The sequence below is a fragment of the Streptomyces sp. NPDC007346 genome (assembly GCF_040703535.1).
Classification (GTDB): Bacteria; Actinomycetota; Actinomycetes; order Streptomycetales; family Streptomycetaceae; genus Streptomyces.
Genome location: NZ_JBEYKR010000001.1, coordinates 148,318 through 167,143, shown reverse-complemented (window position 1 = coordinate 167,143; position 18,826 = coordinate 148,318). Strand labels below are relative to the sequence as shown.

Below are 18,826 nucleotides of genomic sequence, written 5' to 3'. Positions count from 1 at the left end.
CGTCAGGCCGCGGCCTCGCCGGCCTCCTGCTGGGCGGCCCAGTGGGCCTTCGCCTCGTCGATCCGGCGGCCGTAGTGCACCGAGGCCCACCACAGTCCGCCGAAGACCAGACCGAGGATGAACATCATCGGGACGACGAAGCCGCTGAGGACCAGGGCGACCTGGAGGGCCCAGCCGAGCTGGATTCCGCCGGGGCGGGTGAGCATCCCGCAGAGCAGCAGGGAGAGCACCATGCCGACCCCGCAGACCGTCCAGACCGCGGCCAGGGAGACGTCGTCCAGCTTCATCGCGACGAGTCCGGCGAAGCCGATCACGAAGAACTCACCGAGCAGCGTCGAGGAGCAGAGCGTCCGCATGGCTGTCTCAGCCCCTTCCCAGAAGCAGCCGGGCCTCGCCGACCGTGATCACCGATCCGGTCACCAGGACCCCGGCGCCCGCGTACTCGTCGTCCTCCTCGGCCAGCGTGATCGCCGCCTCCAGCGCGTCGTCCAGACGCGGTTCGACCTGGACCCGGTCGTCGCCGAATACCTCGACGGCGATGGCGGCCAGCTCGTCCGCGTCCATCGCGCGCGGGGTGGAGTTCTGCGTGATGACGATCTCGGCGAAGATCGGCTCGAAGGCCTCGAGCAGCCCGCGCACGTCCTTGTCGCCGCTGGTGCCGACCACGCCGATCAGCCGGGAGAAGCTGAACGCCTCGGAGATCCCGTCCGCCGCGGCCTTGGCGCCCGCCGGGTTGTGCGCGGCGTCCAGGACGACGGTCGGGCTGGAGCGCACGACCTCCAGGCGGCCGGGCGAGATCACCGCGGCGAACGCCTTGCGGATCGCGTCGATGTCCAGCGATCGGGCCTGCTCGGCGCCGATGCCGAAGAACGCCTCGACGGCGGCGAGCGCGACCGCCGCGTTGTGCGCCTGGTGGGCCCCGTACAGCGGCAGGAAGATGTCTGTGTACTCGGTGGCCGCACCGCCCAGCCCGCGCAGGGTGAGCAGCTGTCCGCCGACCGCGACCTCGCGGGAGGCGACGCCGAACTCCATGCCCTCGCGGGCCACGGTGGCGTCGACCTCGACGGCCTTCTTCAGCATCACCTGTGCGGCGTCCACCGGCTGCTGGGCCAGGATGACCGTGGCGCCCTGCTTGATGACACCGGCCTTCTCCCCGGCGATCTCGGCCGGTGTGGTGCCGAGGCGGTCGGTGTGGTCCAGCGAGATGGGGGTGACGACCGCGACGGTGGAGTCGATGACGTTGGTGGCGTCCCAGGTGCCGCCCATGCCGACCTCGACGACCGCCACGTCGACGGGCGCGTCGGCGAAGGCCGCGTACGCCATGCCGGTGAGCACCTCGAAGAAGGAGAGCCGGTAGGGCTGCTGGGCGTCGACCATCTCGACGTACGGCTTGACGTCCTCGTACGTCTCGATGAACCGCTCGGGCTCGATCGGGGAGCCGTCGAGGCTGATCCGCTCGGTGATCGACTGGACGTGCGGCGAGGTGTAGCGGCCGGTGCGCAGCTCGAACGCGTTGAGCAGGGCCTCGATCATGCGGGCCGTGGAGGTCTTGCCGTTGGTCCCCGTGATGTGGATCGAGGGGTAGGCGCGCTGCGGCTCGCCGAGCACGTCCATCAGGGCGGCGATGCGCGTGACGGAGGGCTCGAGCTTGGTCTCGCCCCAGCGTCCGGCGAGCTCCTGCTCCACCGCGCGCAGCGCCCGGTCGGTCTCGGGGTCGGTGGGTCGGGCGGGGACCGCTTCGCCCTGGGGTGTTCCCGCGTAGGTGCGCAGGGTGCGGCTCCCGGCCTCGATCACCGCCAGGTCGGGGTCGCGCTGGGTCTCTTCGCCGACGATCTCCGCGAAGGTGTCGTCGGGCTCGGACGCGTCGTGCCGGTCTGAAGGGCGGGGCTCACTCACGGGGCCAGTCTACGGATGGGCACCGACATCGCGCGCAGCGCCCGGCACACTGCGGACGGGCGGGGCGCCCAGGGCGTACGGCGAAGCCCCCGCGCCCCCGGTCGGTCGGGGGTGCGGGGGCCTCGCCCTCAGCACATCAGCTCTGCGGGAGGGCCGCCAGCTGGGCGGAGATCCGCTCGATGTCGGCCTCGGCCTTGGTGAGGCGGCCGCGGATCTTGTCGACCACGTTGTCCGGGGCCTTGGCCAGGAACGCCTCGTTGCCGAGCTTGCCCTCTGCCTGGGCCTTCTCCTTGCGCGCCGACTCCAGGTCCTTGGTGAGGCGCTTGCGCTCGGCCGGGACGTCGATGGTGCCGGACAGGTCCAGGGCGACGGTGGCGCCGGCGACGGGGAGGGAGGCGGTGGCCTGGAAGCCGTCGCCGGCGGGCTGGAGCCGCAGGAGCTGGCGGATGGCCGCCTCGTGCGGCGCCAGCGCCGTACCGCTCAGGGTCAGCTCGGCCGGGACCTTCTGGCCGGGCTGGAGGCCCTGGTCGTTGCGGAACCGGCGGACCTCGGTGACGACCTGCTGGACCAGCTCGATCTCCTTCTCGGCCGCGTCGTCGCGGAAGCCGGAGTCGCCGGGCCACTGCGCGATGACGATCGACTCGCGCCCGGTGAGCGCGGTCCACAGCGCCTCCGTGACGAACGGGACGATCGGGTGCAGCAGCCGCAGCATCACGTCGAGGACCTCGCCGAGGACCCGGCCCGAGACCTCGGCCGGGCGGCCGCCCGCGAAGAACGTGGTCTTGGAGAGCTCGACGTACCAGTCGAAGACCTCGTCCCAGGCGAAGTGGCGCAGCGACTCGCTGATCTTCGCGAACTGGAAGTCGTCGTAGAACGCGTCGACGTCCGCGACCGTCTTGTTGAGACGGGACAGGATCCAGCGGTCGGTGACCGACATCTCCTCGACCGGGGGCAGGTCGCCCTCGATCGTGGCGCCGTTCATCAGCGCGAAGCGGGTCGCGTTCCAGATCTTGTTGGAGAACTTCGCCGAGCCCTGGACCCAGTCCTCACCGATCGGCACGTCGGTGCCCGGGTTGGCGCCGCGCGCGAGGGTGAAGCGCAGGGCGTCGGAGCCGTACTTGTCCATCCAGTCCAGCGGGTTGACGACGTTGCCGAAGGACTTCGACATCTTCTTGCCGTGCTCGTCGCGGACCATGCCGTGCAGGACGATGGTGCCGAAGGGCGGGACGCCGTCGTTGACGTACAGGCCGAACATCATCATCCGGGCGACCCAGAAGAAGAGGATGTCGTAGCCGGTGACCAGGACGGAGTTCGGGTAGAACTTCGCGAGGCTGTCGGTCCGTTCGGGCCAGCCGAGGGTGGAGAAGGGCCACAGACCCGAGGAGAACCAGGTGTCCAGGACGTCGCTGTCCTGGGTCCAGCCCTCGCCGGTGGGCGCCTCGTCGTCCGGTCCGACGCAGACGACCTCGCCGTTCGGCCCGTACCAGACGGGGATGCGGTGGCCCCACCAGAGCTGGCGCGAGATGCACCAGTCGTGGAGGTTGTCGACCCAGTCGAAGTACCGCTTCTCCATCTCCTGCGGGTGGATCTTGACCTTGCCGTCGCGGACCGCGTCACCGGCGGCCTCGGCGAGCGGGGCGACCTTGACCCACCACTGGAGCGAGAGGCGCGGCTCGATGGTGGTCTTGCAGCGCGAGCAGTGCCCGACGGAGTGGACGTACGGCCGCTTCTCGGCGACGATCCGGCCCTCGGCGCGCAGGGCGGCGACGATGGCGGAGCGGGCCTCCAGCCGGTCCAGGCCCTCGAAGGGGCCCGGGACGGTGATGACCGCGCGCTCGTCCAGGACGGCGATGAACGGCAGGTCGTGGCGGTTGCCGATCTCGAAGTCGTTCGGGTCGTGCGCGGGGGTCACCTTGACCGCGCCGGTGCCGAACTCCGGGTCGACGTGGTGGTCGGCGACGACCGGGATCGTACGGTCGGTCAGCGGCAGCTTGATCTGCTTGCCGATCAGGTGCTGGTAGCGCTCGTCGTCGGGGTGGACGGCGACGGCGGTGTCACCGAGCATCGTCTCGGCGCGGGTGGTGGCGACGACGATGGTCTCGTCGCCCTCCCCGTACGTCATGGAGACGAGCTCGCCGTCGTCCTCCTGGTACTCGACCTCGATGTCGGAGATCGCGGTGAGACAGCGCGGGCACCAGTTGATGATGCGCTCGGCGCGGTAGATCAGCCCGTCGTCGTACATCTGCTTGAAGACGGTCTGGACGGCCTTGGAGAGGCCCTCGTCCATGGTGAAGCGCTCACGGGACCAGGCGACGCCCTCGCCGAGGCGGCGCATCTGGCCGGAGATCTGGCCGCCGGACTCGTTCTTCCACTTCCAGACGCGCTCGACGAAGGCCTCGCGGCCCAGGTCGTGGCGGGACTTTCCCTCCTTGCCGAGCTCGCGCTCGACGACGTTCTGGGTGGCGATGCCGGCGTGGTCCATGCCCGGCTGGTAGAGCGCCTCGAAGCCCTGCATCCGCTTCCGGCGGACCAGCGCGTCGATCAGGGTGTGCTCGAAGGCGTGGCCCAGGTGGAGGGAGCCGGTGACGTTCGGCGGCGGGATGACGATGCTGTAGGGCGGCTTGTCGCTGTGCTCGTCGGCTTCGAAGTAACCACGCTCTACCCAGCGCTCGTACAGCTTCCCCTCTACATCGGCCGGCGCGTACGTGGTCGGCAGTTCGGGGTTGCTGGCTGGCTGCTGCGATGAGTTCTCGGTCACGGGGGACAGTTTAGGGCCGTCACAGCTCTGCACTGAAACGGATTGGTTCAGTAACGGTGTCGGGGCCGATCCCCCATGTCAGGGCGGCTTCCGTCAGGATGTTCGCAACGCATAAGAGTTTCGGAGGGGACACCGCAATGAGTTACAACCAGCCGGGCCCGTACGGCGGGCAGCCGCCGCAGGGCCAGCCCGGACCGTACGGACAGCAGCCCGGTCCGTACGGCGGCCCGCCGCCGCAGGGCCCCCCGCAGGGCCAGCCCGGCTACGGTTACCCCCAGCAGGCCCCTCCGGGTGTCCCGCCGCAGCAGCCCGGCCCCTACGGCGCACCGCCCCAGGGCCAGCCCGGCTACGGCACGCCTCCGCAGGGGCAGCCCGCCTACGGCACCCCTCCCCCGGGCCAGCCCGGCTACGGCTACCCGCAGCCCCAGCAGCCGGGCCCGTACGGCCAGCAGCCGCCCACTCCCCCGTACGGCGGCCAGCCGGTGTACGGGGCCCAGCCGCCGCAGCAGCCGAAGAAGAAGACCGGGCTGATCGTGGGGGCGTCCGTGGTGGCGCTGGCGGTCATCGGGGCCGGGATCTGGTTCTTCACGTCGGGCGGCGCGAGCAACAGCGATGTGGCCGACTCCACCAGGGGCTACAAGCTGACGCCGACCGAATCGGTGGACGACTACACGCGGAAGACGTCCACGCCCGTGCGCTCCGCCCCGCTGACGGGCAAGTCGAAGGAGGACGCCGAGGCCGCGGGGCTGAAGAACCCGCAGCAGACCGGCGCCGAGTACGCGGCCGGTTCCGACGACAACCCGCTCACGAAGAAGATGCTTCTGCTCCAGGGCTACTGGGGCGAGGTCGAGGACCCGGCCGGCATCATCAACAACACCTTCAGCGACGCCGAGAAGAAGATGGGCTCGACCAGCAACGGCAACGAGGTCTCTCTCGTCGGCAGCCCGACGGACGTCAAGCCGGCCGGTTTCGACGGTGCCCTGATGCGGTGCCAGGACCTGAAGACGATCAACAGCAAGGCCGACGGCACCCCCGCGAAGGGGCCGAAGGAGATCATCACGCCGGTCTGCATCTGGGCCGACTACAGCACCGTCGGGATGGTCGTCGGCGCCGACGCCGGCAACGCCCTGACGGGCAAGGGGATGGGGCAGGACGAGGTCGCCGCCCTCGCCGCCAAGCTCTACAACACCTCGCGCACCAAGATCTGACGCGCTCGACCCCGAAGGGGCGCCTGTCCGGTCGGCCGGACGGGCGCCCCTTCGGCGTACGTGAACTTCGCTGCCGCTAAGCGGACTTCTCGTGGCGGCCGCCGTCGTTCTTGCCGATCGTGCGCGGCTCGCGCGGGACCAGCGTCGGGTTGACGTGGTTGCGGACGACGTCCGGCGTGATGACGACGCGGGCGACGTCCTTGCGGGAGGGGACCTCGTACATCACGGACTGGAGGACTTCCTCCATGATGGCCCGCAGGCCGCGCGCGCCGGTCTGGCGCAGGATCGCCTGGTCGGCGATGGCCTCCAGCGACTCGCGCTCGAACTCCAGCTCCACGCCGTCGAGTTCGAAGAGCCGCTGGTACTGCTTGACCAGGGCGTTGCGCGGCTCGATGAGGATCTGGAGCAGCGCCTCGCGGTCCAGGTTGTGCACGGAGGTCAGCACGGGGAGGCGGCCGATGAACTCGGGGATCATCCCGAACTTCACCAGGTCCTCCGGCATGACCTCCTGGAACTGGTCGCTCGCCTGGATCTCCAGCTTGGAGCGGATCGTGGCGCCGAACCCGATGCCCTTGGCGCCGGCCCGGGACTCGATGATCTTCTCCAGTCCGGAGAAGGCGCCGCCCACGATGAACAGGACGTTCGTCGTGTCGATCTGGATGAACTCCTGGTGCGGGTGTTTGCGTCCGCCCTGCGGCGGCACGGAGGCGGTGGTGCCCTCCAGGATCTTCAGCAGGGCCTGCTGGACGCCCTCGCCGGAGACATCGCGGGTGATCGACGGGTTCTCGCTCTTGCGGGCGACCTTGTCGATCTCGTCGATGTAGATGATCCCGGTCTCGGCCTTCTTGACGTCGTAGTCGGCCGCCTGGATCAGCTTCAGCAGGATGTTCTCGACGTCCTCGCCGACATAGCCGGCCTCCGTCAGCGCGGTGGCGTCCGCGATGGCGAACGGGACGTTGAGCATGCGGGCCAGGGTCTGCGCGAGGAGCGTCTTGCCGGAGCCCGTGGGGCCCAGCAGCAGGATGTTCGACTTGGCGAGCTCGATCGCGTCCTCACGACCCGCGCCGCCGCCGTTCTCCCCGGCCTGGACCCGCTTGTAGTGGTTGTACACCGCGACCGAGAGGGCCTTCTTCGCGGGCTCCTGCCCGACGACGTACCCCTCGAGGAACTCGTAGATCTCGCGGGGCTTGGGAAGCTCTTCCCAGCGGACCTCGCTCGTCTCCGCGAGCTCCTCCTCGATGATCTCGTTGCAGAGATCGATGCACTCGTCGCAGATGTACACACCGGGTCCCGCGATGAGCTTCTTCACCTGCTTCTGGCTCTTGCCACAGAACGAGCACTTGAGCAGGTCGCCGCCATCACCGATGCGTGCCACGAGGTGCTTCCCCTTCGCCTGGGAGGCCGCCTGGTTCAGCGGCTCCTGGTGCCTCTATCCGACGGTACCTTGCCTGGGCCCCCGTTCGGGCCCCCCTTGGCACGGTTCACACGGCCGAGACCGTGGACACGGAATGTGCCAAGGGGAAAGACCGACGTCAGACCGATGCGCCCGCGGTCGTCTTGCGGGTGGACACGATCTGGTCGACGAGCCCGTACGCCAGGGCGTCCTCGGCCGTGAGGATCTTGTCACGCTCGATGTCCTCGCTGATCTTCTCCAGCGGGGTGGTCGAGTGCCGGGCCAGCATCTCCTCCAGCTGCGTCCGCATGCGGAGGATCTCGTTGGCCGCGATCTCCAGGTCGGAGAGCTGCTCGCGGCCCGTCTGCGAGGACGGCTGGTGGATCAGGACGCGGGCGTGCGGGAGCGCCATGCGCTTGCCCGGGGTGCCGGCGGCGAGCAGGACGGCGGCGGCGGAGGCGGCCTGGCCCATGCAGACCGTCTGGATGTCCGGCTTCACGAACTGCATCGTGTCGTAGATCGCGGTGAGCGCGGTGAACGAGCCGCCGGGGCTGTTGATGTAGATCGAGATGTCGCGGTCCGGGTCCATCGACTCCAGGCAGAGCAGCTGCGCCATGACGTCGTTGGCCGAGGCGTCGTCGATCTGGACGCCGAGGAAGATCACGCGCTCCTCGAAGAGCTTCGCGTACGGGTCGTACTCACGCACACCCTGCGAGGTGCGCTCCACGAAGCGCGGGACGACGTAGCGGTTGTCCACCTGCGGGCCGGTGTAGAGGCCGCTCGCGGAGGCGCCGGAGAAGTTGTTCATGTGGGTGTTCACCATCCTGGTGGCGTTCTGTGGGCTGGGGGTCTCGGCGTACGAGAGGTGTGCGGGAGGTGCTGCCGGTCCGGTGGGAACCGGATCAGGCACCGGTGCCGCCGCCGCCCGGGATGCCCGACGCGAACGTGATGATCTCGTCGATGAGGCCGTAGTCCTTGGCCTCCTCCGCCGTGTACCAGCGGTCGCGGTCGCCGTCGCGGATGATCGTCTCGACGGTCTGGCCGGAGTGGCGGGCGGTGATCTCGGCCATACGCGTCTTGGTGCGGAGCAGGTACTCGGCCTGGATCTTGATGTCCGAGGCCGTTCCGCCGATACCGGCCGAGCCCTGGTGCATGAGGATGTCGGTGTTCGGGAGCGCGAAGCGCTTGCCCGCGGCACCGCCGGTGAGCAGGAACTGGCCCATCGAGGCCGCCATGCCCATCCCGATGGTGACCACGTCGTTCGGGATGTACTGCATGGTGTCGTAGACCGCCATGCCGGCCGTCACCGAGCCACCGGGGCTGTTGATGTAGAGGTAGATGTCCTTGTCCGGGTCGGCGGCAAGGAGCAGGAGCTGCGCGGTGATCTTGTTGGCGATGTCATCGTCGACCTGCTGACCGAGGAAGATGATGCGCTCGCCGAGCAGTCGGCTGTAGACCTGGTCACCGAGGCCTCCACCGAGGGACGGCTCTCCGGCGGCGTAGGGCATCAGATTCGTCACGTATCCACCTGCTCGTCTCTGACGGCTCCGGCCGTCTCAGCGTCTTCGTACCGGGCGGATGAGGGAATCCCCCACCCTTCCTCTTCATGGACCCTAACGCGCAGGTGGGACAACGCCATCCCGGTTCCGCAACTGTTCGCTGGGAGCGCAAGGTCCGCAGGGGGCACAGGGGTTCCGGGGCCGCACGGCGATACGACGGGGATACGGGGACGGGCCCCGGACGCGTGTGGTGCGTCCGGGGCCCGTCGTGCCGGTCGGCGTGATGCCGTCGTGCGGAGTCGTGCCGATCGGCGTGGTGCCGTCGTGCGGATCAGGGCGAGGCTCAGGCCTCGTTCTTCTCCTCGGCCTTGTCGGCCGCCTTCTCCTCGGTGGCGGCCTCGGCCGTCTCCGTGGTGCCGGCGGTCTCGTCCTCGTCGTCCTCCAGGTCGACGACCTCACCGTTGGTGTCGACGACCTTGGCGGCCTCGACGACGACGGCGAGCGCCTTGCCGCGGGCGACCTCGCCGACGAGCATCGGCACCTGGCCACCCTCGACGACGGCCTGGGCGAACTGGTCGGGGCTCATGCCGGAGGAGGCAGCGCGCCGCATGAGGTGCTCGGTGAGCTCCTCCTGGTTGACGTTCAGCTTCTCCTTGTTGACCAGCTCGTCGAGGATGAACTGGGTCTTGATGCCCTTGACGGCCTGCTCGGAGGTCTCGTTCTCGAACTCCTCCAGGGTCTTGCCCTGGATCTCCAGGTACTTCTCGAGGTCGAGACCCATCTGGCCGAGCTGGTGGTGCTCCAGGTTGTGCTTGCGGGTCTGGACCTCGTCCGCGAGCAGCTTCTCCGGGATCGGGACCTCGGCGAGCTTCAGCAGCTCCTCCAGGACGCGCTCCTGGGCCTGGGTGGCCTGGTCGTACTGCTTGGTGGTCTCCAGGCGCTTGCGGCTGTCGGCCTTCAGCTCCTCCAGCGTGTCGAACTCGCTGGCCATCTGGGCGAAGTCATCGTCCAGCTCGGGGAGCTCACGGGCGGCGACGGCGGTGACCTTGACGGTGACCTCCGCGGCCTTGCCCTCGGCGGAGCCGCCCTTCAGCTCGGAGGTGAAGGTGGCCTCGCCACCGGCCTCCAGGCCGGTCACGGCCTCGTCGATGCCGTCGAGGAGCTCGCCGGAACCGATGGTGTACGAGACACCGGCGGCCACGCCGTCCTCCAGGACCTCTCCGTCGACCTTGGCCTCCAGGTCGATCGTGACGACGTCGCCGTCGGCGGCGGCGCGCTCGACCGGGTTGGTGGAGGCGAAGCGCTCGCGCAGCTGCTCCACGGCCTTCTCGACCTCTTCGTCGGTGACCTCGAGGGCGTCGACGGTGACCTCGATGCCGGAGTAGTCCGGAATCTCGATCTCGGGGCGTACGTCAACCTCGGCGGTGAAGGCCAGCAGCTCGCCGTCCTTCAGCTCGGTGATGTCGACCTCGGGCTGGCCGAGGACGTTCAGCTCACCCTCGTTGACCGCCTCGGTGTAGAACTTCGGGAGGGCGTCGTTGACGGCCTCCTCCAGCACAGCACCGCGGCCGAACCGCTGGTCGATGACCCGGGCGGGGATCTTGCCCTTGCGGAAGCCCTTCACCGTGACCTGCTGGTTGATCTTCTTGTACGCCGCGTCGAGGCTGTCCTTGAGCTCCTCGAAGGGCACCTCGATGCTGAGCCGAACCCGAGTCGGGTTCAGGGTCTCCACGGCGCTCTTCACGGTTCGGTCTCCTTGGTGGCTGACTTCTTGGGGTTCTGCTGGGCCGCCGATCGGCGGCTTCGCGGACCGAGCCCGGTACATCAGACACACGGGCACGCAATTTGCATAGTAACGGCAAGGGGGAGGACTCCCACAATGCGATCTTGCTGGTGGTCGGGGTGGCCGGATTCGAACCGACGACCTTCCGCTCCCAAAGCGGACGCGCTACCAAGCTGCGCCACACCCCGTCGGTGCGACACGTAGGGTACATGCACCGGAGCCGTAGGTCGGCCGCTTTACGGGGCGGCCGGGGGCGGAGGTCCGGCGGCCGGCGCCGACAGGTGTGCGGACAGCGCCGCCGACCCGCTACGATGCTCTTCGTGCCGCGGTCCTCGGACCGGCGGTGCGGTGCACGCGGGCGTAGCTCAATGGTAGAGCCCTAGTCTTCCAAACTAGCTACGCGGGTTCGATTCCCGTCGCCCGCTCCACGCCTGGGCCCGGTCCGACTCCTCCGTCGGACCGGGCCTCTCGCGTATAGGGGGCCGCGTGGCGGACGCGGCCGCTCCCGGTGGCCGATCCGGCCCCGGAAGCCGTTCCGCCCACGGAAGCCGTTCGGCTCCCGGGAGCTGATCGGGCCTCAGGACCTGACCCGGCCTCAGAAGCTGATCTGGTTGATCGTGTCCGCTATCGAGTTCATGAACCTGTTGATCGACGGGGCCATGCCGGTCGATGCCAGGAAGAAGCCGAAGAGCACGGCGACGAACGCGGGTCCGGGCTTGATGGAGCCGCCACGGATCAGCACCACCAGGATGACCGCGAACAGCAGCACCATAGACAGTGAAATAGCCACGTCTGATCACACCCTCGGTCGGTCCGCCTTGCCGGCCCGGAAGCGTGCACCACTGCGCGCCCCGTCGCGTCCATCGTGCCACCAACTCCCGGGTATCTGCTGCCGGGTGACGGATCACACTGACCGGATCCCGCCATCATGCCCAGCTCAGCGGGGCTCCACGCCGCAGACCCCGCGCTTCCGCCGCGAAATCCGCGCGGCCCCACATTCACCGGCCCCCGTCGCGGTGACCGTTTCCTTATCCCCACAGCTCGTTCACAGGAAATTGGGGCGCACGATGCGAGGTAATTCACTCGGCCAACTCCCCGACGATATGCCCTGTTTAAGCGGGACGAAGCATGCCATAGCGGGCAGTGTTCGACGGTTTCATCTGCGAATGGAGGGGAACACGCGATATCTCATCGCGGTTTTACGCAAGGCAATCGACGGGTCTAAGGTGCCTTAAATGTTCCAAGCCCCGAGCGCGTTCACCAGGGCCCCGCTCCCCCCGGCGACCCGGGAGTCGGAGCCCGGACACGGACGGACGCTCACCCCCACGGCCGCCGCCCCGGCCCCCTCGGCGGCGGGGCGGCGCGACCCCTACTTCGACAACGTGAAGTATTTGGCCATCGTCCTGGTGGCGGTGGCGCACGCCTGGGAACCGGTGATGGACGGCAGCCGGGCCACCCGGGCGCTCTACATGATCGTGTACGCGTTCCACATGCCGGCCTTCATCCTCATCTCCGGCTACTTCTCCCGCACGTTCGACATGTCCACCCCGAAGGTGAAGCGCCTGATCACCGGCGTCGCCGTGCCGTACGTGCTGTTCGAGACGGCCTACTCGCTCTTCAGGCGGTACGCGGGCGATTCGCCCGACACCCCGATCAGCCTGGCCGATCCGCTGTACCTGACCTGGTTCCTGATGGCCCTGTTCATCTGGCGGGTCACTACGCCGATCTGGCGCACCTTGCGCCATCCGCTGCCGGTGGCGCTCGCCATCGCGATGCTGGCCTCCGTCTCCCCCGACATCGGTGACGACCTGGATCTCCAACGCGTCTTCCAGTTCCTGCCGTTCTTCGTGCTCGGCCTGCTGATGAGGCCCGAGCACTTCCAGCTGGTCCGGCGCCGTGAGGTGCGGCTGCTCTCCCTGCCCCTGGCCACGGGCGCCCTGCTGTTCGCCTACTGGGTCGCCCCGCGTATGCAGCTCGGCTGGCTCTACCGCGCCAACAGCGCCCAGGAGATGGACGCTCCGTGGTGGTCGGGCATGGTGATGTCCCTGACCCTGTTCGGGTGCGCCCTGGCGCTGACCATCGGCTTCCTGGCCTGGGTGCCGCGCAGGCGCACGTGGTTCACGGCGCTGGGCGCCGGGACGATCTGCGGCTATCTGCTCCACGGCTTCCTGATCAAGGGCGCCCTGTACGCGGGGGTGTTCGACCGCTACACCTGGCTCTCCGACCCCGTCGGCCTGGTCGTCGTCTCGGCCGTGGCCGCGGTCGCGGTGACGCTGATGTGCTCGCCGCCGGTGGGCCGGGCACTGAGGTTCGCCACCGAGCCGGAGATGAAGTGGGCGTTCCGGAAGGACCCCGCGAAGCGCTGACCCCGCCCCACCTCCCCTCCTTCCCTCCCCCTCTTCCCTGATCCACCCGTGGCGGCCGCCACGGGTGGATCAGTGCGTTTCCGGGTTGGCCGATTCCTTTCGGTGCGCGCGGACAGCTCCTCGACCGGGCACCCGGTGACGGCCGGGGCCATGCCCTTTACCTGCCGCGGACACCGCCATCTCCCTGAACGGACAAACACCGACAATCTGGCGGACTCATAGTTGCGGAGACAATCGTTCGGTAAACTAATTACTGATGGTTTGTTGACACCCTCTTGATGCCCTCTTGACCTAACCCGAAGGAACAGGCTCATCGGACACGCAGACACCCTCCTCGCTATGGGCGGCGCCTTCCTGGCCGCTGCCGTCCTCGCCCGCCTCGGCGGCCGCATCGGGCTGCCGACGATCCCCCTGTTCATCCTGGCCGGTATCCTCCTCGGCCCTCATACGCCCGGTTACACGCTTCTCTCCAACCCGCACGACCTGGAGATGCTCTCCGCGCTGGGACTCGTCCTCCTGCTCTTCTACTTGGGGCTCGAGTTCCACATGGACGACCTCAAGACCGGCGGCCGGAAGATGGCCATCGCGGGCGGGACCTATCTGGCCCTGAACGTGGGTGCCGGTCTCGCCTTCGGCTTCGCGCTCGGCTGGGGCACATCGGAGGCGTTGGTCCTCGCCGGTGTCCTCGGCATATCCTCGTCCGCCATCGTCACCAAGATCCTGGTGGACCTGGGGCGCATCGGTAACCCGGAGACCCGGCCCATCCTCGGCATCATCGTCGTCGAGGACGTCTTCCTCGCCCTTTACCTGGCGGCCCTCCAGCCGATCCTGTCCGGCGCGGACAGCCTCTCGGCCATGCTCGTCGACGGTGGCAAGGCCTTCGGCTTCCTGCTGCTGCTCGCCCTGGCCGCCCGGTTCGGCACGAAGCTCATCGGCAAGCTGATGAACACCAAGGACGACGAGCTCCTCGTCATCTCCTTCCTCGGTGCCGCGGTCTTCGTCGCCGGGGTCTCCGAGATGTTCGGCGTCGCCGACGCGATCGGTGCCTTCATGGTCGGTCTGATGCTCGGCTCGACCGCGTCCGGTGAGCGCATCCTCAAGCTGGTCCACCCGCTGCGGGACGCGTTCGGCGCGATCTTCTTCTTCGCCTTCGGTCTCTCCATCGACCCGGGCGACCTCCGCAGCGTCTTCTGGCCGGTGCTGGCGGCCGTCATCCTCACGCTCGCCATGAACGTGGCCGCCGGTCTCGCCGCCGCCAAGGTGTACACCTTCGGCGCGCAGGCCACGGCCAACATCGCCACCACGCTGGTGGCCCGGGGCGAGTTCGCGCTCATCCTGGCCACGATGGCGGCGGGCGCCGGGCTGGACAAACGGCTCTCGCCGTTCATCGCCGGCTATGTGCTGCTGCTCGCCGTCCTCGCGCCTCTGGCGGCCGGGCGCTCGCACTGGCTGGCCAGGGTCCTCCCCGGAGGACAGGGTGGCAAAGACGGTGGCAAAGACGGTGGTGGCGGGGACGGCGACAAGGATCAGGAGCAGATCCCGGTGTCGGTCTGAACGGAACCCGGCGCCGGCGGAAACGGGACCGGTGCCGGTCCGGGTGGAAGCGGAGAGGTGCCCTCGTACCTCACCTGCGGGTGACGATCACCACATGGTCACTCGCGGGTGACGGGCGCCTCTCCGTTGACGTGTCCCCCGTGGCGCGGCTCTCTCAGTGCCTGCGTGAGAGCAGCGTCTCAGTGCCTGCGTGAGAGCAGCAGGAGTGCCCGGTCGTCGTTGACGTCCTTGGCGCAGGCCTCGATCAGATGCCAGGCAGCGCCCTCGAACCCGGCGGAGACATAACGGTCGGCCTCGCCCGTCAGCCGGTCGATCCCCTCGGCGATGTCCCGGTCGGACGCCTCGACGAGGCCGTCCGTGAAGAGCATCAGTACGTCCCCCGGCGCGAGCGAGCCCTTGACCGCGTCGAACTCGGCCCCGTCGTAGACGCCGAGCAGCGGGCCCTCCCCCGACTTCTCCTCCCACTGTCCGCTGCCCGAGTGCAGTTGCAGGGCGGGCGGGTGCCCGGCCGAGAAGATCTCGTAGTCGCCGGAGTCCAGGTCCAGCACCAGGTGGATCGAGGTCGCGAACCCCTCGTCCCAGTCCTGGCGCAGCAGATAGCCGTTGGCCGCGGTGAGGAAGCCGTGCGGCGGCAGCGAGCCGAGCAGTCCGCCGAAGGCCCCGGAGAGCAGCAGGGCCCGGGAGCCCGCGTCCATGCCCTTGCCGGAGACGTCGGTGAGGACGACCTCCAGGGTGCGGCCCCCGCTGGTGCGGGCCGCGACGACGAAGTCCCCGGAGAACGACTGGCCGCCGGCCGGGCGCAGGGCCATCTCGCGGTGCCAGCCCTGGGGCAGCCGGGGCAGGGAGCTCTGGACCCGGATGCGTTCGCGCAGGTCGAAGAGCATCGTGCCGCCGCGCCGCCAGGGCACCCCGACCCGGGCCCGGAACTGGGCCAGGATCAGCCCGAAGAACCCGCAGGCGGCGACCACGAGCACGGTGCCCGGAGTGACCCTGGCCGGGCCGTCCGCGTACGGGCCGAGCGTGAGCGCCTCCACGATCAGGGCGGCGGCGGACGTGGCGTACAGGCCGAGCAGGCTGGCGGGTCGCAGCAGCAGCCCGCCCGCGACGATGGGCAGGGCCAGGGCGGCCGGGTCGACCCAGACCGGGCTGGCGATGGTGGCGAAGGTGATGGCCGGAATCGTCAGCAGGAGGCCGGCCAGGGCGATCCAGTCGGAGCCGTCGCCCCGGAAGTAGTCCACCCCGGATCGGCGCAGCCCGATGCGGGCCCGGTGCATCGATCTGCGCCACCGGGCCCAGAAGTCGTCCACTCCTCCGCGACGGGCCATTGCCGGGACCCTATCCACCCGGACGCCTCCGGTGCAGGGGGACCCCGGTGACAATGCGCGCGAAATCGGGTCGTCCGCTTCGGCTCACCCTGGTAGGGATGGCATATGACATCAGAACTCCGTGTGCTGCGACCTGCTGAATGGGACCCCTGGTTCGCCTGTCTGGAGCGTGCCTTCGGGGGCGTGCTGAGTGCCCCGGAGTCGCGTGCGCTCTGGCAGGAGCTGACCGAGCACGACCGGAACATCGGCCTCTGGGACGGGGAGGTGTGCGTCGGTACGGCGGGGGCGTACAGCTTCCGGCTGACCGTGCCCGGCGGTGCGGCGGTGCCGACGGCGGGGGTGACGGCGGTGAGCGTCGCCGGGACGCACCGGCGGCGCGGGCTGCTGCGGACGATGATGCGGCGCCAGTTGGACGACGTACGTTCCTGGGGTGAGCCGCTCGCCGTGCTGACGGCGTCGGAACCGGCCATCTACGGGCGCTTCGGGTACGGGGCCGCGACCCGGGCCCTGAGCCTGGACGTCGACACCGCCCGCGTACAGCTCGATCTGCCGCCGGGCACGGACGAGGTGCGGGTGCGGTACACGGACCCGGTGGCGGCCCTGCCGGCGTGCGAGGAGGTGTACGGGCGGCTCGCCGCGGAGCGTCCGGGCACGCCGGTGCGGCAGCCGAAGTGGGAGCGGTCCGCGGTGATCGACACGGAGCAGGACCGGGCGGGCGCCTCGCCGTTGCAGTGCGTGCTCGCCGAGCGGGACGGCGAGGTGCTGGGGTACGCCACGTTCCGGGTGAGGCCCGACTGGGACCGGGCGGGGCCCAAGGGGACGGTGGCGGTGCGGGATCTGGGGGCGCTGGACCCGGCGTCGTACGCGGCGCTGTGGCGGTTCCTGTTCGGCCTCGACCTGACGTCGTCCGTGGAGGCGGGCCCGCGGCCGGTGGACGAGCCGCTGCTGCATCTGGTCTCGGACGTGCGGCGGTGCGGGGCGCGGGTGCAGGACGGGCTCTACGTACGGCTGGTGGAGGTGGGGGCGGCGCTGGAGGCGCGCGCGTACCGCACGCCGGTGGATGTGGTGCTGGAGGTGGAGGACGCCTTCTGCCCGTGGAACGCGGGGCGCTGGCACCTGGTGGCCGACGCGAAGGGCGGTGCCTCGTGCCGGCGTGCGCCGGATCGCGCGCCGGATCTGGAGCTGTCGGTACGGGAGCTGGGCGCCGCCTACCTGGGCGGGGTGCCGTTCACCTCGCTCGCGGCGGCGGGCCGGGTGCGGGAGGTGCGGCCGGGGGCGGTGGCGGAGGTCTCGTCGGCGTTCTCGTGGCACGTGGAGCCGTGGCTGCCGCACAACTTCTGAGGCGGCGGTATGGGGCTGCTCCCGTGCGGGCGTACGGGCGATGGGGCCGTAGGGGAGATGGGTCCGTACGGCCGGTGCGGTCCGTACGGCCGGTGCGGACCCGTCTACGGGAGCCGTCCGGCCTCTCAGGTGCCGGACAGGCCCCGGTCCTGGCAGCGCGGGCACCAGAAGAGGTTGCGGGCGGCGAGGTCCGCCGTCCGGATCTCGCTCTCGCAGATGTGGCAGGGCAGGTTGGCCCGGCGGTAGACGTAGACCTCGCCGCCGTGGTCGTCCTTGCGGGGCGGGCGGCCCATCGCCTCGGGGAGGTGCTCGGGGCGGACGGTGTCGATCCGGTTGTTCCGTACGCCCTCGTGCATCAGCTCCACCAGGTCCGCCCAGACCGCCTCCCACTCGGCGCGGGTGAGGTCCTTGCCGGCGCGGTAGGGGTCGATGCCGTGGCGGAAGAGGACCTCGGCCCGGTAGACGTTGCCGACGCCCGCGATGACCTTCTGGTCCATCAGGAGGGCGGCGACCGTGGTCCGGCTGCGGGAGATCCGCTGCCAGGCGCGCTCCCCGTCCTCGTCGCCCCGGAGCGGGTCCGGGCCCAGGCGCTCGTGTATCGCGCGCTTCTCGGGCTCGGTGATCAGGGCGCAGGTGGTGGGGCCGCGCAGATCGGCGTGGTGGCCCGCGTTGACCAGGCGCAGCCGGACGGTGTCGGTGGGCGGCGGGGGCGGTGCGGTGCCGAAGCCGAGCTTGCCGAAGAGGCCGAGGTGGATGTGGACCCAGCCGGTGGAGCCGAAGCCCAGGAAGAGGTGCTTGCCGTGGGCGTCGGTGGTGGTGAGGGTGTGCCCGTCGAGCAGGGCCGCGCTGTCGGAGAACTTGCCCTGCGGGCTGCTCACCCGGACCGGGGCTCCCGCGAACCGCTCGGCGTGGTCCTGGGCGAGGCGGTGGATCGTGTGTCCCTCGGGCACGGCGGGCTGCTCCCTGTGGAGGTACGGGCGGTGACATGACCGTGCCGCCGGGTACGGGGCCCGGCGGCACAGGTGGCGTGGGGCGGCGGGGGCGTGTCAGCCCTGCTGCGGGTGGTGGGCGGGGATCGGGGGGAGTTCGCCGGTGGTCTCGTACGCCGAGAGCATCTCGATGCGGCGCGTGTGGCGCTCCTCGTTCGAGTACGGCGTGGAGAGGAAGATCTCGACGAACTTCGTGGACTCCTCCAGCGTGTGCATCCTGCCGCCGATCGCGACGACGTTGGCGTTGTTGTGCTCGCGGCCGAGAGCGGCGGTCTGCTCGCTCCAGGCGAGTGCGGCGCGGACGCCCTTGACCTTGTTGGCGGCGATCTGCTCGCCGTTTCCGGAGCCGCCGATCACGATGCCGAGGCTGTCCGGGTCGGCGGCCGTCTTCTCGGCCGCCCGCAGGCAGAACGGCGGATAGTCGTCCTGGGCGTCGTAGATGTGAGGACCGCAGTCGACGGCCTCGTGCCCGTGGGCACCGAGCCACTCGACGAGGTGGTTCTTGAGTTCGTAACCGGCATGGTCGGATCCGAGGTACACGCGCATGGTGCGAAGTGTGGCACGGACTTCGGGCGGCGGCGGTCAGCGGGGTCGGGGCCCGTCCCGCGTACGTGATCCGTACGATCCCTGCGGTCCATACCTGACGGCCGATGTCAGGTATACCGGGGAGGCTCCCCTTCGTACCGCTGAGAGCGCCGAGAGCGCCGAGAGCGC

At 69.7% G+C, this 18,826-nt stretch carries 15 protein-coding genes and 2 tRNA genes; 5 read left to right on the top strand and 12 right to left on the bottom strand.

Going from position 1 to position 18,826, the window contains the following annotated elements; genetic code table 11:
• Positions 1-2: 2 nt before the first annotated feature.
• The 3 genes from AB0917_RS00635 to AB0917_RS00625 form a co-directional block, all read right to left on the bottom strand.
• Complete coding sequence (locus tag AB0917_RS00635) at positions 3-356, bottom strand: DUF4233 domain-containing protein (protein WP_366817232.1); 354 nt, start codon at positions 354-356, stop codon at positions 3-5.
• 7 nt (positions 357-363) lie between these two features.
• Complete coding sequence (locus AB0917_RS00630; RefSeq protein WP_366817231.1) at positions 364-1,896, bottom strand: folylpolyglutamate synthase/dihydrofolate synthase family protein; 1,533 nt, start codon at positions 1,894-1,896, stop codon at positions 364-366.
• Positions 1,897-2,032: 136 nt separating this feature from the next.
• Positions 2,033-4,654: a valine--tRNA ligase gene (locus tag AB0917_RS00625; protein ID WP_366817230.1), complete on the bottom strand. Its 2,622-nt coding sequence runs from the start codon at positions 4,652-4,654 to the stop codon at positions 2,033-2,035.
• A 137-nt stretch (positions 4,655-4,791) separates the two neighbouring features.
• On the opposite strand from AB0917_RS00625, the gene AB0917_RS00620 reads away from it, so the two are divergent.
• Positions 4,792-5,862: a hypothetical protein gene (locus AB0917_RS00620; RefSeq protein WP_366817229.1), complete on the top strand. Its 1,071-nt coding sequence runs from the start codon at positions 4,792-4,794 to the stop codon at positions 5,860-5,862.
• A 76-nt stretch (positions 5,863-5,938) separates the two neighbouring features.
• Here the strand turns inward: AB0917_RS00620 and clpX are convergent, their stop codons facing one another.
• The 5 genes from clpX to AB0917_RS00595 all read right to left on the bottom strand — a co-directional run bounded on the left by clpX (position 5,939) and on the right by AB0917_RS00595 (position 10,725).
• On the bottom strand, positions 5,939-7,237 hold the full coding sequence (gene clpX, locus AB0917_RS00615; protein WP_366817228.1) for an ATP-dependent Clp protease ATP-binding subunit ClpX: 1,299 nt from the start codon (positions 7,235-7,237) through the stop codon (positions 5,939-5,941).
• A 157-nt stretch (positions 7,238-7,394) separates the two neighbouring features.
• A complete protein-coding gene (locus AB0917_RS00610) occupies positions 7,395-8,078 on the bottom strand; it encodes an ATP-dependent Clp protease proteolytic subunit (protein ID WP_097866920.1) in 684 nt (227 codons plus the stop codon).
• Between the two features lie 79 nt (positions 8,079-8,157).
• On the bottom strand, positions 8,158-8,763 hold the full coding sequence (locus tag AB0917_RS00605; protein ID WP_366817271.1) for an ATP-dependent Clp protease proteolytic subunit: 606 nt from the start codon (positions 8,761-8,763) through the stop codon (positions 8,158-8,160).
• 334 nt (positions 8,764-9,097) lie between these two features.
• Positions 9,098-10,498 carry a trigger factor gene (gene tig / locus AB0917_RS00600; protein ID WP_366817227.1) on the bottom strand — a complete coding sequence of 467 codons (1,401 nt, stop codon included), beginning with the start codon at positions 10,496-10,498 and terminating at the stop codon, positions 9,098-9,100.
• A 150-nt stretch (positions 10,499-10,648) separates the two neighbouring features.
• Positions 10,649-10,725 (bottom strand) — tRNA-Pro (locus AB0917_RS00595).
• 166 nt (positions 10,726-10,891) lie between these two features.
• Here AB0917_RS00595 and AB0917_RS00590 point away from each other — a divergent pair.
• Positions 10,892-10,965 (top strand) — tRNA-Gly (locus AB0917_RS00590).
• 167 nt (positions 10,966-11,132) lie between these two features.
• Here the strand turns inward: AB0917_RS00590 and AB0917_RS00585 are convergent.
• Complete coding sequence (locus AB0917_RS00585; RefSeq protein WP_366817226.1) at positions 11,133-11,309, bottom strand: hypothetical protein; 177 nt, start codon at positions 11,307-11,309, stop codon at positions 11,133-11,135.
• A gap of 463 nt (positions 11,310-11,772) precedes the next feature.
• Here AB0917_RS00585 and AB0917_RS00580 point away from each other — a divergent pair, with 463 nt between their 5' ends.
• Both AB0917_RS00580 and AB0917_RS00575 read left to right on the top strand, forming a co-directional pair.
• A complete protein-coding gene (locus tag AB0917_RS00580) occupies positions 11,773-12,903 on the top strand; it encodes an acyltransferase family protein (RefSeq protein WP_366817225.1) in 1,131 nt (376 codons plus the stop codon).
• A gap of 339 nt (positions 12,904-13,242) precedes the next feature.
• Entirely contained in the window at positions 13,243-14,457 is a 1,215-nt protein-coding gene (locus AB0917_RS00575) for a cation:proton antiporter (protein ID WP_366817224.1), read from the top strand.
• Between the two features lie 179 nt (positions 14,458-14,636).
• Here AB0917_RS00575 and AB0917_RS00570 read toward each other — a convergent pair whose 3' ends face one another.
• Positions 14,637-15,782, bottom strand: a complete 1,146-nt coding sequence (locus AB0917_RS00570; RefSeq protein WP_366817223.1) for a PP2C family protein-serine/threonine phosphatase — start codon at positions 15,780-15,782, stop codon at positions 14,637-14,639.
• A 105-nt stretch (positions 15,783-15,887) separates the two neighbouring features.
• Here AB0917_RS00570 and AB0917_RS00565 point away from each other — a divergent pair, with 105 nt between their 5' ends.
• Positions 15,888-17,123 (top strand): GNAT family N-acetyltransferase, encoded by a 1,236-nt coding sequence (locus tag AB0917_RS00565; RefSeq protein ID WP_366817222.1) that lies wholly within the window; start codon positions 15,888-15,890, stop codon positions 17,121-17,123.
• A 125-nt stretch (positions 17,124-17,248) separates the two neighbouring features.
• Here AB0917_RS00565 and AB0917_RS00560 read toward each other — a convergent pair whose 3' ends face one another.
• Both AB0917_RS00560 and AB0917_RS00555 read right to left on the bottom strand, forming a co-directional pair.
• On the bottom strand, positions 17,249-18,073 hold the full coding sequence (locus AB0917_RS00560; protein ID WP_366817221.1) for a DNA-formamidopyrimidine glycosylase family protein: 825 nt from the start codon (positions 18,071-18,073) through the stop codon (positions 17,249-17,251).
• Positions 18,074-18,169: 96 nt separating this feature from the next.
• A complete protein-coding gene (locus AB0917_RS00555; protein ID WP_356750215.1) occupies positions 18,170-18,658 on the bottom strand; it encodes a ribose-5-phosphate isomerase in 489 nt (162 codons plus the stop codon).
• Positions 18,659-18,826: the final 168 nt, after the last annotated feature.

Bases quoted from the DNA above. Each gene is read 5' to 3' on its own strand.
- AB0917_RS00555 (WP_356750215.1), bottom strand. From the start codon at position 18,658: ATGCGCGTGTACCTCGGATCCGACCATGCCGGTTACGAACTCAAGAAC.
- AB0917_RS00565 (WP_366817222.1), top strand. From the start codon at position 15,888: ATGACATCAGAACTCCGTGTGCTGCGACCTGCTGAATGGGACCCCTGG.
- AB0917_RS00610 (WP_097866920.1), bottom strand. From the start codon at position 8,078: ATGGTGAACACCCACATGAACAACTTCTCCGGCGCCTCCGCGAGCGGC.
- AB0917_RS00605 (WP_366817271.1), bottom strand. From the start codon at position 8,763: ATGCCCTACGCCGCCGGAGAGCCGTCCCTCGGTGGAGGCCTCGGTGAC.
- AB0917_RS00585 (WP_366817226.1), bottom strand. From the start codon at position 11,309: ATGGTGCTGCTGTTCGCGGTCATCCTGGTGGTGCTGATCCGTGGCGGC.
- AB0917_RS00570 (WP_366817223.1), bottom strand. From the start codon at position 15,782: ATGGCCCGTCGCGGAGGAGTGGACGACTTCTGGGCCCGGTGGCGCAGA.
- AB0917_RS00620 (WP_366817229.1), top strand. From the start codon at position 4,792: ATGAGTTACAACCAGCCGGGCCCGTACGGCGGGCAGCCGCCGCAGGGC.
- AB0917_RS00635 (WP_366817232.1), bottom strand. From the start codon at position 356: ATGCGGACGCTCTGCTCCTCGACGCTGCTCGGTGAGTTCTTCGTGATC.
- AB0917_RS00580 (WP_366817225.1), top strand. From the start codon at position 11,773: ATGTTCCAAGCCCCGAGCGCGTTCACCAGGGCCCCGCTCCCCCCGGCG.
- AB0917_RS00575 (WP_366817224.1), top strand. From the start codon at position 13,243: ATGGGCGGCGCCTTCCTGGCCGCTGCCGTCCTCGCCCGCCTCGGCGGC.